This window comes from Mycobacterium nebraskense (genome assembly GCF_002102255.1).
GTDB lineage: Bacteria > Actinomycetota > Actinomycetes > Mycobacteriales > Mycobacteriaceae > Mycobacterium > Mycobacterium nebraskense.
Window position 1 is genome coordinate 1 of record NZ_LQPH01000124.1, and the last position, 14,471, is coordinate 14,471.

18 protein-coding genes are annotated in these 14,471 nt (G+C 65.3%); 10 read left to right on the forward strand and 8 right to left on the reverse strand.

The features are described 5' to 3' along the window. Window positions 1–187 precede the first annotated feature (187 nt). Both AWC17_RS15140 and AWC17_RS15145 read right to left on the reverse strand, forming a co-directional pair. Window positions 188–418 (reverse strand): hypothetical protein, encoded by a 231-nt coding sequence (locus AWC17_RS15140; RefSeq protein ID WP_046185584.1) that lies wholly within the window; start codon window positions 416–418, stop codon window positions 188–190. Window positions 419–504: 86 nt separating this feature from the next. Next, window positions 505–1,254, reverse strand: a complete 750-nt coding sequence (locus AWC17_RS15145) for a hypothetical protein (RefSeq protein WP_141224644.1) — start codon at window positions 1,252–1,254, stop codon at window positions 505–507. An 852-nt stretch (window positions 1,255–2,106) separates the two neighbouring features. Here AWC17_RS15145 and AWC17_RS15155 point away from each other — a divergent pair. Next, entirely contained in the window at window positions 2,107–2,319 is a 213-nt protein-coding gene (locus tag AWC17_RS15155; RefSeq protein ID WP_046185586.1) for a hypothetical protein, read from the forward strand. Window positions 2,320–2,332: 13 nt separating this feature from the next. On the opposite strand, the gene AWC17_RS15160 is transcribed toward AWC17_RS15155, so the two are convergent. After that, window positions 2,333–2,668, reverse strand: coding sequence for a DUF732 domain-containing protein (locus AWC17_RS15160; RefSeq protein ID WP_046185587.1), 336 nt, complete (start codon window positions 2,666–2,668; stop codon window positions 2,333–2,335). 357 nt (window positions 2,669–3,025) lie between these two features. On the opposite strand from AWC17_RS15160, the gene AWC17_RS15165 reads away from it, so the two are divergent. Further along, window positions 3,026–3,946 (forward strand): cation diffusion facilitator family transporter, encoded by a 921-nt coding sequence (locus tag AWC17_RS15165; protein WP_046185588.1) that lies wholly within the window; start codon window positions 3,026–3,028, stop codon window positions 3,944–3,946. Between the two features lie 43 nt (window positions 3,947–3,989). Here the strand turns inward: AWC17_RS15165 and AWC17_RS15170 are convergent, their stop codons facing one another. The 4 genes from AWC17_RS15170 to AWC17_RS15185 all read right to left on the reverse strand — a co-directional run bounded on the left by AWC17_RS15170 (window position 3,990) and on the right by AWC17_RS15185 (window position 6,763). Further along, window positions 3,990–4,334 carry a DUF732 domain-containing protein gene (locus AWC17_RS15170; RefSeq protein ID WP_046185589.1) on the reverse strand — a complete coding sequence of 115 codons (345 nt, stop codon included), beginning with the start codon at window positions 4,332–4,334 and terminating at the stop codon, window positions 3,990–3,992. A gap of 72 nt (window positions 4,335–4,406) precedes the next feature. Continuing rightward, on the reverse strand, window positions 4,407–5,915 hold the full coding sequence (locus AWC17_RS15175; RefSeq protein WP_046185590.1) for an alanine/glycine:cation symporter family protein: 1,509 nt from the start codon (window positions 5,913–5,915) through the stop codon (window positions 4,407–4,409). A gap of 138 nt (window positions 5,916–6,053) precedes the next feature. Continuing rightward, entirely contained in the window at window positions 6,054–6,371 is a 318-nt protein-coding gene (locus AWC17_RS15180; protein WP_046185591.1) for a DUF732 domain-containing protein, read from the reverse strand. Window positions 6,372–6,430: 59 nt separating this feature from the next. Beyond that, window positions 6,431–6,763: a DUF732 domain-containing protein gene (locus AWC17_RS15185; RefSeq protein ID WP_046185592.1), complete on the reverse strand. Its 333-nt coding sequence runs from the start codon at window positions 6,761–6,763 to the stop codon at window positions 6,431–6,433. A 101-nt stretch (window positions 6,764–6,864) separates the two neighbouring features. Between AWC17_RS15185 and AWC17_RS15190 the strand changes: the two genes are divergently transcribed. The 3 genes from AWC17_RS15190 to AWC17_RS15200 all read left to right on the forward strand — a co-directional run bounded on the left by AWC17_RS15190 (window position 6,865) and on the right by AWC17_RS15200 (window position 8,736). Further along, window positions 6,865–7,611 carry a Clp protease N-terminal domain-containing protein gene (locus tag AWC17_RS15190; RefSeq protein ID WP_046185593.1) on the forward strand — a complete coding sequence of 249 codons (747 nt, stop codon included), beginning with the start codon at window positions 6,865–6,867 and terminating at the stop codon, window positions 7,609–7,611. Between the two features lie 88 nt (window positions 7,612–7,699). Further along, window positions 7,700–8,233: a hypothetical protein gene (locus AWC17_RS15195; protein ID WP_046185594.1), complete on the forward strand. Its 534-nt coding sequence runs from the start codon at window positions 7,700–7,702 to the stop codon at window positions 8,231–8,233. After that, window positions 8,221–8,736 carry a GNAT family N-acetyltransferase gene (locus AWC17_RS15200; RefSeq protein WP_046185595.1) on the forward strand — a complete coding sequence of 172 codons (516 nt, stop codon included), beginning with the start codon at window positions 8,221–8,223 and terminating at the stop codon, window positions 8,734–8,736. Before AWC17_RS15195 ends, AWC17_RS15200 begins: the two co-directional genes overlap by 13 nt. On the opposite strand, the gene zapE is transcribed toward AWC17_RS15200, so the two are convergent. Further along, window positions 8,714–9,811, reverse strand: coding sequence for a cell division protein ZapE (zapE, locus tag AWC17_RS15205; RefSeq protein ID WP_085164843.1), 1,098 nt, complete (start codon window positions 9,809–9,811; stop codon window positions 8,714–8,716). The two genes, AWC17_RS15200 and zapE, sit on opposite strands and share 23 nt — an antisense overlap. Here zapE and AWC17_RS15210 point away from each other — a divergent pair. From AWC17_RS15210 to AWC17_RS32070, 5 genes are all read left to right on the forward strand, one after another. Then, window positions 9,810–10,571, forward strand: a complete 762-nt coding sequence (locus AWC17_RS15210) for a pyrimidine reductase family protein (RefSeq protein ID WP_085164845.1) — start codon at window positions 9,810–9,812, stop codon at window positions 10,569–10,571. The genes zapE and AWC17_RS15210 overlap by 2 nt on opposite strands. Window positions 10,572–10,585: 14 nt before the next feature. Next, window positions 10,586–12,145 carry an alpha/beta hydrolase gene (locus AWC17_RS15215; RefSeq protein WP_046186822.1) on the forward strand — a complete coding sequence of 520 codons (1,560 nt, stop codon included), beginning with the start codon at window positions 10,586–10,588 and terminating at the stop codon, window positions 12,143–12,145. 18 nt (window positions 12,146–12,163) lie between these two features. After that, window positions 12,164–13,474 (forward strand): arabinofuranan 3-O-arabinosyltransferase, encoded by a 1,311-nt coding sequence (gene aftC, locus AWC17_RS15220; RefSeq protein ID WP_046186823.1) that lies wholly within the window; start codon window positions 12,164–12,166, stop codon window positions 13,472–13,474. Beyond that, the gene (msrB, locus tag AWC17_RS15225; protein ID WP_046186824.1) at window positions 13,471–13,890 is read left to right on the forward strand and encodes a peptide-methionine (R)-S-oxide reductase MsrB; all 420 of its coding nucleotides are present in this window, start codon (window positions 13,471–13,473) and stop codon (window positions 13,888–13,890) included. The genes aftC and msrB overlap by 4 nt, the downstream gene beginning before the upstream one ends. A gap of 94 nt (window positions 13,891–13,984) precedes the next feature. Next, on the forward strand, window positions 13,985–14,471 hold a 487-nt coding region (locus AWC17_RS32070), incomplete at its 3' end, for a helix-turn-helix domain-containing protein (RefSeq protein WP_141224645.1).

Below are 14,471 nucleotides of genomic sequence, written 5' to 3' on the forward strand. Positions count from 1 at the left end.
GCCACACGAAAATCACCACCCCGCACCACAACTCGGCATCAGACCCAGCCCACACCAACTACCATGCAAAATCGAGGCTAGTGACCTGATTGCACAACCGACGCGTCCCGGTGCGTTCCTACGTTGTTTACCCACTTGTGCCGGCGACGCCTCACTGTTGTGGCCGCGTCGACCTCGTGCATCGGACTTACGGCGCGATCGGCCGCTTGAAGAAGCATGCGACGGAAAAGGCTCCGCGGTGGTCGGCATCGAGTCCGACCATCTCCCACCCCTGGCGACCCAGCTCGTCCGCCTTCTGCTTCATCTCGTCCATGGCAGTGTCCCCCTCCCGGTAATCCCAGGTGTATTCCCACTGCTGCGGATACCAATTGCCGTCTGAGGCCAGCCACCAACCCGGGCCCGGCGAAGGATTATTCATGTGGTCGTAAGTACCACAGGCCGCGACGGCCTCGACTCTTGCCGTAGCCGGGCGGAAGCCGATCGCCCGCGCCTCGGCCTCAGTGACTACGGCGCGTAGGCCCAACCGAGAAAGATGTTTTGCGTGTCATAGGGACTTGGTCTTATTTCCCGGATGTGCGGCGGGGTGAAGTAGTTGGCGGTGAGGTATTGGCCGTTGCCCTCGCTGAGCATGACGTGTCCAGTGCCGTGATCGAATCCCGGATTGCTCGTAAAAACGAGTGCCCCCTCCGGAATGTTGTCGGCATTGGTGTGGATCAGCCCTTTGCGGTTGAAATCGTTGAAAGCATCCATCGCCGACGGATATCTGAACGCATGGTTATAGGCCTGCTCGACAAATGCCTCGCATTGGACCGTGTTGTCGGGATCAGCGGCCATTTGGCCACGTGCCCACGACATAGCATGAGCCGCCTTATCTTCACCGATTGGTGACGCGGGCGCTCCCCCGCCGCCTCCACCGCCGCAGTCGGGACCAAGCGCGTCGAGAGTGCGCGTGTCGATGTCGACATCAGCGACGTAGTGACCGTCAGTCGTCTTGTACCAGAGGCTGTCCCAGCCTCCGTTGGCAATCTGGTAGCTGAAGAAGCCCCTCACCGGCTCGCCCGCGGCATGGCACACGAGATTGAGGACCTGGCCGGCGTTGTAAACGCCCTCTTGGCCAGACTTCAAGTTAGATCCATTCATGCGCGGAGTGGTCTGCGCTTTAACGGTGGCAGTGGTTTCGGCGTGAGCCGGCGCGGCACTCGGCAGACCTAACGCAAAAACGGCTACCGTCGCGCCCGCGATTGCTGCTTTCATTGCTTGGTCTTTCTGCCACGTCCCCTGTGAAATTGATCGGGACGCTACACCAGGAGCAAAGGTCATGTCTTTGGAATGCCGTAAGAACTCTAGGCATAATTCCTTATGGAAAACCGGGTCGTCAGCGATGACGTGGGAACCATCACCCCGGGACGAAGTTGGGGGAATGAGAAACCTCGGCGACAATGGCCGCGATTCCAATACAGCCGTCATGCGATGTGCGCTGCGGCGTTCAGCTCCCACCGCCTGGTTGATCGCGGGCACGGGGCTCCGACCGTAGCCGCGATCTCCGGGAAAGCGGGTTCAGGGATTACTAATCAGGGCCCAGGCGGCGGTGGCGGTGGCGGGGTCCATCGCCGCCCATCCGTAGTCCACCCGCACGGCAACCAGTTCAACTGTGGGCCGTCGAAGGTCAGGCATTTCGGTGTACCTGGCGGCGGCGTGGGACCCGGTGACGGCGAGTCAGCGTGAGCGACAGGCCCGCTGAGTATTACAGCCCCAACGGCCACAAATATCGCTGCCGAGTTTCTCATCGCGGTTCCGGTGAATGGGGATCCACCGATGGGATTGTCGCTAGCCTTCAGCCCGCGCGTTCACGCCATGAATTTTAGTCGTCCGGCTCGGTTTAAGACCTTGGGAATTCCTGCCAATCGGCGGTACTGCCGGCAAGGGGAGCAAGCGTCCCCAACCCGCACCTAGGTGAACTGCAAGATGGCGCTGAACAGACAAGTCCACGGCCACGGGTGGCCCCGACGTCGCGAAACAGCGGCCGGTGCAACGCCGAAAAGTCACGAACTTCCGCAACTTGGATTGCCCCGCAATGACTTTCGTCAAGGGGGTAGAGTCGCGGGCATGAATTTCGTCGAGTGGCTAAGGACCCCGCATTACCTGCGGACGCGTTTGATGATGGAACGACAACCGATAAGGAACCTCGAGATCGAGACCGTGTTCCTCGAAGTCTCCCATCGTGACGCGCTGCTGCGCTTCCCGGTGATGTTCATGCTGCTGCCAAAGCGCTCTCGCTCGTCGCGCGATCGCACCCCGCGCCCAGATCAGGACAAGTGACCGCAGACGTCGATCAGCCCTGGGTGGCTTTGCTAACGTACTGCGGGCAGTAAGACTGCGTCGCCGCGCCGATGAAGTAACCAGAATTGTTGTCGGTTAATCCGAGCGCCCCTTTTACATCGGACAAGGTCTGGGCCAAAGTCGCGCCACTGGCCCAGTCCTGGCAAACCCCATGCCCAGCGTTGACGACGGTTTGGTTCGACAGATTGGTAAACGTGATTCCCTGTTGTCCGAGCGCCTGCAGGAAAACGTCGTCCGTCGCGTCGGCGGTCGCGAACGGGGCCGCAATGACAGCCATACCTACCAAAAGGGCAGCGACCGGGCCGGTCAACCGTACCGAATTCTTCATGGTGACTCCTCAGTGGGGCTAAGTTTCTACAAGATCGAATCGTGAATATCTGTCGACGGGCCGACGAGTTAATACTTCGATCCCTCGATACTTTGGCACACACGACGCTTCGGTGCTCGGCAATCGGCAAACTCGAAACCGGTCCAACGAGAACGCCATTTATGCCGGCGCTATTGTCCGCGTGCGTGCGGCAGGTGCATAGAACGACGAATCCCTGCTTGGCGCGACGTTGCGATCGGTATCTCGTGGGCGCGTGTGGACAGCCGCGGCGAAGCCAACCGCGGCAGTGCCCGCGCATCGCTTTCATGTGTCCGTATCCAGGTTGGGAGCCGGCGCCCGATGGGGCATGCTTGCCGTATGCACATCGTCAACGGCGTCCGTGACCCAGCGGCGAGTTTTCCTCTCGACACCGTGACCGACGACGCGGCCGAGCGGCGGCAGGCTAACCGGGCTATCGCCGTCAGCGCCATCGGACTGGCGCTGACCGGGCTCATCGAACTGGCCATCGCGCTGCTGTCCGGCTCGGTGGCGTTGCTCGGCGACGCATTGCACAACCTGTCGGACGTCTCCACCAGCATCCTGGTGTTCGTCGGGTTTCGCGCGTCACGCAAAGTCCCCACCGAGCGGTATCCCTACGGGTACGAACGCGCCGAAGACCTCGCGGGAATCGGTGTCGCACTGGTGATTTGGGGTAGTGCCGCGGTGGCCGCCTTCGAAAGCGTCAACAAGCTGCTCCGGCACGGCGGCACCGAATACGTCGGCTGGGGCATCGCCGCGGCCATCGTGGGCATCGCGGGCAACCAGCTGGTGGCCCGCTACAAGCTGTTGGTGGGCAAGCGGATTCGCTCGGCGACCATGGTTGCCGACGCCAAACATTCCTGGCTGGATGCGTTGTCGTCGGCCGGGGCGATGCTCGGGCTGATCGGTGTGGCGCTCGGCTGGGGTTGGGCCGACGCGATCGCCGGGATCGCGGTCACCGGCTTCATCTGCCACGTCGGCTGGGAGGTGACCGCCGACATCGCTCACCGCCTACTCGACGGCGTCGATCCCGAAATCATCACGACCGCCGAGGCCGTCGCCGCCACCGTGCCGGGCGTCACGCACGCGCACGCCCGGGCCCGATGGACCGGCCGGACGTTGCGTGTCGAGGTGGAAGGCTTTCTCGATCCCGACACTCCCCTGGCGGCGGCCGATCAAATCGGTCGCCTGGTTGCCGCCGCGCTGGCGCCGCGGATCCCCGAGATGCACAACTTCACGTGGACGGCGCGGGCCGCGTAAGCGAGATACGCCGTGAACCGCGCGGTTTGGTCGCCCCCAGCGCTCAGTTGCCTGCTTGACCGTCCGGCTTCGGGCCGCGGTCGTCGCCGGTCACGTACTTCGGGCAGTAATGCGCCGAAGCCAGGTACGTGAACTTGGCCGCGCTGGCACCCTGAAATGCCGGGTTCTGGTTGCGGAGTTGCGTCACGACCTCCGCGGACGACTGTCCGTCGTCGAGCAGCTCACACACCGACTTGCCGATCGTGATCGCGTTGCCGCCATCCTGGTAAGTGATGCCGGCGTCTCGTAGGTCTTTGAGGAAGTCCTGATCGTTGTCGATGTCGGCGTACGCCGGCGCGGCCAGGCCAATCACGGCGGCGATGCCCGCCAGAACCAATATAAATCGCATAACGCAGCGATTGTTGCAGACCTGTTGACTGATAGCACCTCGTCGGGCAAACGCAGGGTGAATTCACACCGGCTACGCCGCCGGCGCCCGGGAGGGCCGCAGCACCGGCCGGCGCAGCGTCAACGACTCGGGCAGCGCTCCGACCTGCCGACGCTTCGCCGGTTCCCAGATGTCGCCGTCGAGGACACCGGGCAGACCGGCCTCGCTGGCGATGAAAACCGGTGCCACGCCCTGCGCGAACTGCCGGTGGTAATCCTTGAGCGCCGCGAACGCCCACTTCCCCAGTAAGCAGATGGTGAGCAGGTTCACGATGGCCATCACGGCCATCGTCAGGTCGGCAAGCGCCCAGACCAGCGTCAGCTTGGCCAGGGCGCCGAAGACGATGGACAGCAAGGTGACCACCTTCAGCACATTGGCCGCCAGGCGCCGGCCGCCCAGGTAAAACAGATTGGCCTCGGCGACCACGTAATTGCTGAGAACCGACGCGAACGCGAAAACGAACACCACCGCGGTCATCAAAACCGTGGTCCACGACCCGAGATCGGCGGCGACCGCAGACTCCGTCAGGCTCGCCCCGGCGATCGCTCCCAGGCGAGCCGGATTGTAGGTTTCGGGACCCGACAGCAGCACGATGAATGCCGTCGCCGTGCATATCACCATCGTGTCGACGAACACGGCGAGCGACTGAATCAGGCCCTGCTCCACCGGATGTGACACGGTCGCGGCACCCGCGATGTTGGGCGAACTGCCCATCCCGGCCTCGCAGGCAAACAGGCCTCGCTTGACGCCGGTGAACATCGCGGCGAGCGCACCACCCGCGAAACCGCCTGCCATTTGACGGATTCCGAAGGCACCGCCGATGATCTCCTTGATCACCGTCGGCAGCTCGGTGATGTTGACGGCCACAATTCCCAGCGCGAGCAGCGTGTACAGCAGCGCCACCACTGGAAGGACCGACCCGGCGAATTGGGCGACCCGCCGCACGCCACCGAAAAGCACGGGCGCCGCCAGCACCGCCAAAACGACTGTCGTCCAACCGACCCCGATGCCGTGTGATGACTTCAACACCCCGCTGATCGCGTTGGTCTCCACCATGTTGAACGCGGTGGAGAAGGTGAGCACCAACAGCATCGCAAAGACGACCCCGCCTGCACGTGAACGCAGTCCGCGTTGAATGTAGAACGCCGGACCGCCGCGGAAGGCGCCGTCGTCCGAGCGGACTTTGAAGATCTGGGCCAGGGTGGCCTCGATCACCGCGGTGGCCATGCCGACCGCCGCCACCACCCACATCCAGAAGACGGAACCCGGCCCGCCGACGGTCAGCGCGATTGCGACGCCGGCGATATTTCCGGTACCCACACGCGACGCCAGACCCACGCAGAACGCCTGGAAGGACGAGATCCCACCGTCGTGGTGGTGCGCTCTGCGGAGCTGGCGAAGCATGCGCCCGAAGTAGCGGATCTGAATGAAGCGGGTGCGCACCGTGAAATAGGTACCGCCACCGATCAGCAAATAGATCAGGATGTGCGTATTGAGGATGTTGCAAAGAGGTTCGACCAACTGCTGCTGAAGGAAGTCCAAACCCCTGCTTCCTTTCGACTACGGCCGCTGTCCGTCGCCGAAATGGTATGGGCGAATTGTTGATTACAGGTTTCGTTCACCCGCCGTTAGTGGGCGCAATTGTAAAAACCGCATCACGTCCGACACCGCGGCCCGCCGCTAGGAGGCGGCGTTAGGCGCCGAAAGCGCTTGGGGGCAATACGAGTTGGCAGCGATTGCCGCGAACCGGGTGGCGTCGTCCCCCTGAAGCCCACGATTGAGCATCTGGATCATCCGGACGATGTCCGCCAGCTGCGAGCCCTCGCCGACCAGTGTGCACACCGACCTGCCGGATGTAATCGCTTGGTCCGGGTCCGAATAGGTCAGGCCGGCCGCGTGAACCGTGGCGAGGAAGGCGTCGTCGCTGCTATCGGCGTACGCGGGGCCGGCCAGGCCGATCGCGGCGGCCAGGCCGAGCAGAATCAGAAATAGCCTCACGGCTCACTGATCGTTCCAGAGCTGCCGCCGACCCACATCTCGTCGATCGAATCGGCCGATTAAGAGCTGGCGGACGCGCTCGTCGTGGTGGTCGACGAGATCGCGTCCGGGCAGTACGCGCTGGCCGCGATCGCGGTGAACTTTTCCGCTTTCTCCTCGGTCAGTGCGGCTGCCTTGGAAGTCATCGCCTTCGCGATATCCGCCATGGCCGTGCCGCTTCCGGCCGCTGAGCACACGTAGTGGGCAGCCTGGATAACCTGCCCCGGATCGTTATAGGTGAAGCCGGCCGAATTCAGCGAGGCGAGGAAGGCATCATCCGTGTCATCGGCGTGCGCGGGCACGGCCATGCCAATTGCGGCGGCAAAACTTGCAACGGTGAGCAATAGCTTCATGAATCACAGATTCTCGCAGAGGCGCGACGAACCCGCATCTCGTACAGCAAACCGTCAATCTGCGGTTGACAGACTAGAGGCGTCAACCTGCCGTTGACGGCATGTCCGACTCCACTCGCATCGCCTACCCCGTCCACCTCGACGAGCTGATCAACGCCATCAAATCGGTACACACCGACGCGCTGGAGCAACTGGCCGACGCCGTGCTGGCCGCCGAGCACCTGGGCGAGGTCGCCGACCACCTGATCGGGCACTTCGTGGACCAGGCCCGCCGCTCCGGGGCGTCGTGGACCGACATCGGCAAGAGCATGGGCGTCACCAAACAGGCGGCCCAACAGAGATTCGTGCCGCGCGCGGAGGCCGCCACCCTGGACCCCGAACAGGGCTTCGGCCGGTTCACCCCGCGGGCGCACGGCGCGGTGGTGGCGGCCCAGAACGCCGCGCACGAGGCGGCCAACACCGAGATCACCCCCGACCACCTGCTGCTCGGCCTGCTCGACGACCCGGCCGCGCTGGCCACGGTGTTGCTGCACCTGCAAAAGGTCGACACCGAGGCGCTGCGCGCCGCCGTGAAGCTACCCCCGGCCGGCACCGAAACCCCCGACCTCATCCCGTTCAGCGGGCCGGCGCGCAAAGCCCTCGAGCTGACCTTTCGCGAAGCACTTCGGTTGGGCCACAACTACATTGGGACCGAGCATCTGCTGCTGGCGCTGCTCGAGCTGGAGGATGCCTCGTCCCACGAAGGACCGCTGCGCCGGTGCGGCGTGGACAAAGGCCGTGTCGAGGCCGATCTGATCAAGGCGCTGGAGTCGCTCGGCGGCGCCACGAGCGTCCGCGCCGACGGGTGATCGGGCGTGGTCTGACCCCTCCCGGCCGCATCACCGCGTGTGCGATCATTCGATGGTCCCCTTCCCAGGGTGCCTAGGAGGCGAAGACATGGCGAAGACGCACCGCTGGTTGATCGTCCTGTCCGTGTACCTCGTCGCCGCGGCGGGCGCCGCCGCCGTCGCCGTACTTCCCGCTCCCCGCGCCTGGGCCGGTGACGCGCCGATCGGCCACATCGGTGACACGCTGCGGGTGGACACCGGCACCTACGTCGCGGACGTGACCGTGACTGGCGTGTCGCCCTGCGACCCGCCCCCGGGGTTCGGCTACACGCGCGAAGGCACCTATAAGGGCTTCCCGGGTAGCACGGTCGAGCGTGCCGACGTGGTCGTGCGCGCGGTCCGGGTGCCCAATCCCTTCATCATGGCGACCAACTTCAGCTTCGACGGGGTGACCCCGTTCGCCGACGCCTACAAGCCGCGGGCCTCCGATGCGCCCGACGCGCTGGACAATGTGCTCACCAACGCGCCGAACGGGGCGATCGTGCGCGGCGAAGTGTATTGGGACGCCTACCGTGATCCCGTCTCTACCGTGGTCCTGCTGGACAAGAAGACGGGCTTCCACCTCGCGCAGTGGAACCTCTGACACGCACCGTACGGGTCGTCACGACGGGTTCCGTTGACGTTTCGCAGCTTGCCGATGTTGCCGCGCGCACATTCCCGTTGGCCTGCCCGGCCTCGATGGCGCCCGAGAACATCGCCGCGTTCGTCGAGGCCAACCTCTCGGAGGACCGCTTCGCCGAATACCTGGCCGATCCGCACCGCGCGGTTCTGGTAGCGGGGCACGACGACCGAATCGTGGGTTACGCCATGCTGATTCGTGGCGCCGACGATGACACCGCCGAGCTGTCCAAGATCTACGTTGCGCCCGAACACCACGGCACCGGGGTCGCGACCGCACTGATGGATCTCGCGCTGGCCACCGCCGACGCATGGGGCGTGGGCCGCGTGTGGCTGGGTGTCAACCAGGCGAACCAACGCGCACAACGCTTTTACGTCAAGAGCGGCTTCACGGTCAGCGGCACCAGGACCTTTCAGGTCGGCGCCGGCCGCGAGAACGACTTCATCATGACTCGCGCGCTTCGTTGACCCCGGCGGTCAGCGCAATGAGCCGAGAGATGGCCCGCAGATACTTTTTTCGATAGCCGCCGGCCAGCATCTCCTCGCTGAAGATGGTGTCCAGTTTTTCGCCCGAGGCGACCACCGGGATGCCCGCGTCATAGAGCCGGTCGGTCAACGCCACCAGCCGCAGCGCAACGTTCTGATCGTCGATGCCGTGCACGCCGGTCAAGAACACGGCGCTCACCCCCTCGATGAGGGTCAGATACCGCGACGGGTGCATGGTGGCCAGATGCGCGTACAGGGCATCGAAATCGTCGAGTGTCGCGCCGCCGACCCGCGCGGCGCGCGCGGCCACCTCCTCATCCGAGCGCGGCTGCGGCGCCGGCGGCAAGCCGCGGTGCCGATAGTCGGGCCCCTCGATCCGCACGGTGTTGAAAATGCTTGCCAGCGTGTTGATCTCACGCATAAAATCCTGAGCGGCGAACCGGCCCTCGCCGAGCTGCTCGGGCAGCGTGTTGGAAGTGGCGGCCACCGACACCCCCCGCTCGACCAGCGACGAGAGCAGCCGCGAGATCAGCGTGGTGTTGCCTGGATCGTCCAGCTCGAACTCGTCGATGCACACCGCCGTGCAGTTGGCCAGCAGGTCGACGCACCCGGCGAAACCGAAGACTCCGGCCAACTGTGTCAGCTCCCCGAATGTCGCGAACGCCTTGGGATTTGATGACCCCGGCCCGTCACCGGGCAGCTCGTAGTAGGCCGATGCCAGCAGGTGGGTCTTGCCGACGCCGAACCCACCGTCCAGATACAACCCGACACCGGGCAGTACCGCCCGTCGGCCCAACAACTTTCGCCGGCCGACGCGGCGTTGCACGGCCTGGCGGCAGAAGTCCTGACACGCCATGACGGCGGCGGCCTGCGTCGGCTCGGCCGGATCGGGCTGGTACGTCGCGAAGCTCACGTCGGCGAACGTTGGGGGCGGCCGTAATTGAGCGATCAGCCGCTCCGGCGACACGGTCGGATGCCGATCCACCAGGCGCGCCACCCGGCCCGAAGGGAACCCGTGCATGCCAGAACTGTAGCGGCGTGCTGCAATCAACCTCATGCCCCTTCCCGAGACGCCGCTGTCGCTACTCGGATCGGTACGCGAACTCACCGACGGTGAACTCCCCCGGCTCTACGACTATCCCGAACGCGACGGAACGTGGGTACGGGCAAATTTCATCACCAGCGTGGACGGCGGGGCCACCTCCGGCGGCAGCAGCGGAACGATGGGAGGTCCCGGCGACCGATACGTGTTCAACGTGCTGCGTGAGCTCGCCGACGTCATCGTGGTCGGCGCGGGCACCGTGCGGATCGAGGGCTATTCCGGCGCACAGCTGAGCGTCGCCCAGCGTCAGCAGCGACAGGCCCGCGGGCAAAGCGAAGTCCCGCCACTGGCGATCGTCACCAAGTCGGGTCGGCTGGACCGCGACATGGCGGTGTTCACACGGACCGAGGTGCCGCCGCTGGTGCTGACCTGCACCGCGGCGGCGGCCCCGGCGCGCCGGATGCTCACCGACCTGTGCGAGGTGATCGACTGCTCCGGCGGCGACCCCGGCGAGGTCGACGAGGCCGTCATGCTGGCGATCCTCGGCGCTCGCGGAATGCGCCGCATCCTGACCGAGGGCGGGCCGATGCTGCTCGATTCGTTGATCCAGCGCGAGATGCTCGACGAGCTCTGCCTGACTATCGCGCCGTACATCGTCGGCGGCCTGGCCCGACGCATCGCGACGGGCCCCAGCCAGCTGCTGACCCGGATGCGCTGTGGGCACGTTTTGACCGACGACGCCGGTTACCTGTACACCCGCTACGTCAAGGCCTAGCTACTGTGGTCGACATGAGTCGGCAGATCACGTTCGCCACGATCTTGATTGCGGCGACCACCGTGGTCGCCGGCTGCGTCCCGGGCCTGGCCGCCGACCCGCGCTTCGCCACCAATTACGGGGCCCGACCGCAAGGGGCGACCACCGCCAAGCCACCCCCCAGCGGCCCGCCACCGATCGCGGCCCCCAAAAACGACCTGTCGTGGCACGACTGCACGTCGCGGGTGTTCGGCGATGCCGCGGTCCCGCCCGCCGCCGGGGTCCAGCTGGATTGCGCGAACTACGACGCGGACCTGGACCCGGTCAACGGTGGGACGGGCACCGTGAGCGTCGGCGTGGTCCGCGCCCGCTCGAACCAGACCCCGCGCGACGCGGGCCCGCTGGTCTTGACCACCGGCTCGGACCTCCCGTCCTCGGCGCAGCTGCCGGTCTGGCTGTCGCGGGGCGGCGCCGACGTGCTGCAGACCCACCCGATCGTCGCCGTCGACCGTCGCGGCATCGGCATGTCGAACCCGATCGACTGCCGGGACAGCTCCGACCGCCAGATCATGCGCGACCAGGCGCAGTTCCAAACCGGCGACGACCCCGTCGCCAATCTCTCGGACGTCGCGAACACCGCCACCACCAACTGCACCGACGCCATCGCGCCGGGCGCCTCCGCCTACGACAACGCCCACGCCGCCTCGGACATCGAGCGGCTGCGGACGCTGTGGGACGTGCCCGCGGTCGCGCTGCTCGGGATCGGCAACGGCGCCCAGGTGGCACTGGCCTACGCCGCGGCGCGCCCCGACAAGGTCGCCCGGCTGATACTCGACTCGCCAGTTGCGTTGGGTGTCAACGCCGAAGCCGCCGCCGAGCAACAGGTCAAGGGTCAGCAGGCCGCGCTCGATGCGTTCGCCGCCCAGTGCGTCGCGGTGAACTGCGCGCTGGGTCCCGACCCGAAGGGCGCCGTCAGCGGGTTGCTGGCCGACGCGCGCGCCGGCAAGGGGCCCGCCGGCGCGTCGGTGGCTCAGTTGGCGAACGCCATCACCGTCGCGCTGGGCTTCCCCTCCGGCGGCCGCGTCAACGCCACCACCAGCCTGGCCAACGCCCTGGCGGCCGCCCGCTCCGGCGACACCAATCAGCTGACCAACCTGATCAACCACGCCAACGCCACCGAGGACTCAGACGGCCAGTTCGTCGATACCTGCAGCGACGCCGTCAACCGCCCGACCCCAGACCGGGTGCGCGAGCTGGTCGTGGCGTGGGCCAAGCTGTACCCCCAGTTCGGCACCGTCGCGGCGCTCAACTTGGTCAAATGCGTGCACTGGCCCACCGGCTCGCCACCGGCGCCACCGAAATCGTTGAAGGTCGACGTCATGTTGCTGGGCGTGCAGAACGACCCGATCGTGGGCACCGAAGGCGTCGCCGCGACGGCGGCCACCGTCATCAACGCCAACGCGGCCAGCAAGCGGGTGATGTGGCAGGGCATCGGCCACGGCGCCAGCATCTACTCGAGCTGCGCGGTTTCTCCGCTGATCGGCTACGTCAACAGCGGCAAACTGCCCGGAACCGACACGTACTGTCCCGCCTGATTTTCCGGCCCGGGCCCGGTGTACGGTGCGCTGGTGACGGCAGCTGAATCGACCCGAACCGGCTTGCGCGATTGGATCCTGGCCGCCTTTCGTCCCGTTAACGGCCCACCGAGCACAGCGACGATTTTGCGGTCCGCCCTGTGGCCGCTAGCCGTCTTCTCGGTGTTGCACCGCAGCATTGTGCTCACCCTCAACGGCAATATCACCGACGACTTCAAACCGGTCTACCGGGCAGTGCTGAACTTCCGGCGCGGCTGGGACATCTACAACGAGCACTTCGACTACGTCGATCCGCACTACCTGTATCCGCCCGGCGGCACGTTGCTGATGGCGCCCTTCGGATACCTGTCCTTCACGCCGTCGCGGTACCTGTTCATCCTGATCAACACCGTGGCGATCCTGATCGCCTGGTACCTGCTGCTGCGGTTGTTCAACTACACCCTGTCATCGGTGGCCGCGCCCGCGCTCCTGCTGGCCATGTTCTGCACCGAAAGCGTGACCAGCACGCTGGTGTTCACCAACATCAACGGCTGCGTGCTGCTGGCCGAAGTGCTCTTCTTGCGGTGGCTGCTGGACGGCAAAGTGGGCCACCAATGGTGGGCCGGGCTCGTCATCGGGCTTACCTTGACGCTCAAACCCGTGCTTGCGCCGCTGCTGTTGCTGCCGCTGCTGAACCGCCAGTGGCGGGCGCTGGTGCCCGCTTTCGTCGTCCCGATCGTCATCAACGCGGCCGCGTGGCCGTTGGTCAGTGATCCGCAGGATTTCGTCACCCGCACGCTGCCCTACATCGGGGGCGTCCGTGACTACTTCAACAGCTCGATCGAGGGCAACGGCGTGTATTTCGGCCTGCCCACGTGGCTGATCGTGTGCCTGCGGCTTCTGTTCACGGTGATCGCGATCGGCGCCGTGTGGCTGCTGTACCGCTACTACCGCACCCGCGACCCGCTGTTCTGGTTCACCAACTCATCGGGTGTGCTGCTGCTGTGGTCGTGGCTGGTGCTGCCGCTGGCCCAGGGCTACTACTCGATGATGCTGTTCCCGTTCCTGATGACGGTGGTGCTACAGAATTCGCTGATCCGCAACTGGCCGTCGTGGCTGGGGATCTACGGCTTCCTCACGCTCGACGACTGGCTGATTTACCGATACATGCGGTACGGCCGCGCGCTGCACTACCTCAAGATCACCTACGGCTGGTCGCTGCTGCTGATCGTGGTGTTCACCGTGCTGTACTTCCGGTATCTGGATGCCAAGGCCGAGAACCGATTGGACGGCGGCATCGATCCGGCGTGGCTGCCGTCTAAACGAGAGCGCGCTAGCGTGGATGCATGACCGAGACCGCACGTCCAAAGCTTCAACTGTCCGACGACGAGTGGCGCAAGAAACTCACCCCGGACGAGTTTCAGGTGCTGCGTCGTGCCGGCACCGAGCGGCCCTTCACCGGTGAGTACACCGACACCAAGACCCAGGGCGTCTACCAATGCCGGGCCTGTGGCGCCGAATTGTTCCGCAGCACCGAGAAATTCGAGTCACACTGCGGCTGGCCGTCGTTCTTCGACCCAGCCAACTCCGACGCGGTGATCCTGCGGCCCGACCACTCGATGGGGACGACGCGAACCGAGGTGCTGTGCGCGAACTGCCACAGCCATCTCGGCCACGTGTTCGCCGGCGAGGGTTATCCGACACCGACGGATCAGCGCTACTGCATCAACTCGATCTCGCTGCGGCTGGTGCCGGCGGGGGCCTGAACCCCATTCGGTTTCGCGACACTTAAACCACGCACACGACACGCCGGGTGGATTCATACGGTCAGTGCAACATCCGTGGATTTGGGAGGTTGCCATGCCGAGTGGATATCCGTTCGCGAGGTCGGTGCGGCGGGAGTTCTTCGACCTGGTGTGCCAGGGCATGTCGGTGACTCAGGCAGAACGCGTGGTGGGTGTGTCGTTCCTTACCGGGTCGCGGTGGTGGCGTGAGGCTGGCGCGATGAAGCTAGGAAGAAACCAGTGGTGCTCTGGTTTAGCAAACCCGGGGGACGTGTCGCGGCCGGGCGGGCGTGGGCACAGACTCAGCGTCGCCGAGCGCGTGACCATCATGCGCGGCCGCGACGCGGGCCTGAGCTACGCCGAGATCGGCAAGCAGATCGGCCGTGATCGCACTGTGGTGTATCGCGAGATTCGACGAAACAAGAATGCCGACGGGGACTATCACGCTCTGATGGCCCATGGCCGTGCCGCAGACAGGGCGCGTCGACCTGATATGGGAGAAGTTTTGTCAAGCGGGCAGGGTGAAGCGGTGGCCACAACCGTCGTCGTGGCCACCGCTTCGT

What these genes read in the sequence shown, in the direction of transcription:
- AWC17_RS15185 (WP_046185592.1), bottom strand. Translation starts at nt 6,763, where the DNA reads ATGAAGCTATTGCTCACCGTTGCAAGTTTTGCCGCCGCAATTGGCATG.
- AWC17_RS15210 (WP_085164845.1), top strand. Translation starts at nt 9,810, where the DNA reads ATGCCCCTTCCCGAGACGCCGCTGTCGCTACTCGGATCGGTACGCGAA.
- zapE (WP_085164843.1), bottom strand. Translation starts at nt 9,811, where the DNA reads ATGAGGTTGATTGCAGCACGCCGCTACAGTTCTGGCATGCACGGGTTC.
- AWC17_RS15215 (WP_046186822.1), top strand. Translation starts at nt 10,586, where the DNA reads ATGAGTCGGCAGATCACGTTCGCCACGATCTTGATTGCGGCGACCACC.
- AWC17_RS15165 (WP_046185588.1), top strand. Translation starts at nt 3,026, where the DNA reads ATGCACATCGTCAACGGCGTCCGTGACCCAGCGGCGAGTTTTCCTCTC.
- AWC17_RS15160 (WP_046185587.1), bottom strand. Translation starts at nt 2,668, where the DNA reads ATGAAGAATTCGGTACGGTTGACCGGCCCGGTCGCTGCCCTTTTGGTA.
- AWC17_RS15190 (WP_046185593.1), top strand. Translation starts at nt 6,865, where the DNA reads ATGTCCGACTCCACTCGCATCGCCTACCCCGTCCACCTCGACGAGCTG.
- AWC17_RS15145 (WP_141224644.1), bottom strand. Translation starts at nt 1,254, where the DNA reads ATGAAAGCAGCAATCGCGGGCGCGACGGTAGCCGTTTTTGCGTTAGGT.
- AWC17_RS15170 (WP_046185589.1), bottom strand. Translation starts at nt 4,334, where the DNA reads ATGCGATTTATATTGGTTCTGGCGGGCATCGCCGCCGTGATTGGCCTG.
- AWC17_RS15195 (WP_046185594.1), top strand. Translation starts at nt 7,700, where the DNA reads ATGGCGAAGACGCACCGCTGGTTGATCGTCCTGTCCGTGTACCTCGTC.
- msrB (WP_046186824.1), top strand. Translation starts at nt 13,471, where the DNA reads ATGACCGAGACCGCACGTCCAAAGCTTCAACTGTCCGACGACGAGTGG.
- AWC17_RS15140 (WP_046185584.1), bottom strand. Translation starts at nt 418, where the DNA reads ATGAATAATCCTTCGCCGGGCCCGGGTTGGTGGCTGGCCTCAGACGGC.
- AWC17_RS15155 (WP_046185586.1), top strand. Translation starts at nt 2,107, where the DNA reads ATGAATTTCGTCGAGTGGCTAAGGACCCCGCATTACCTGCGGACGCGT.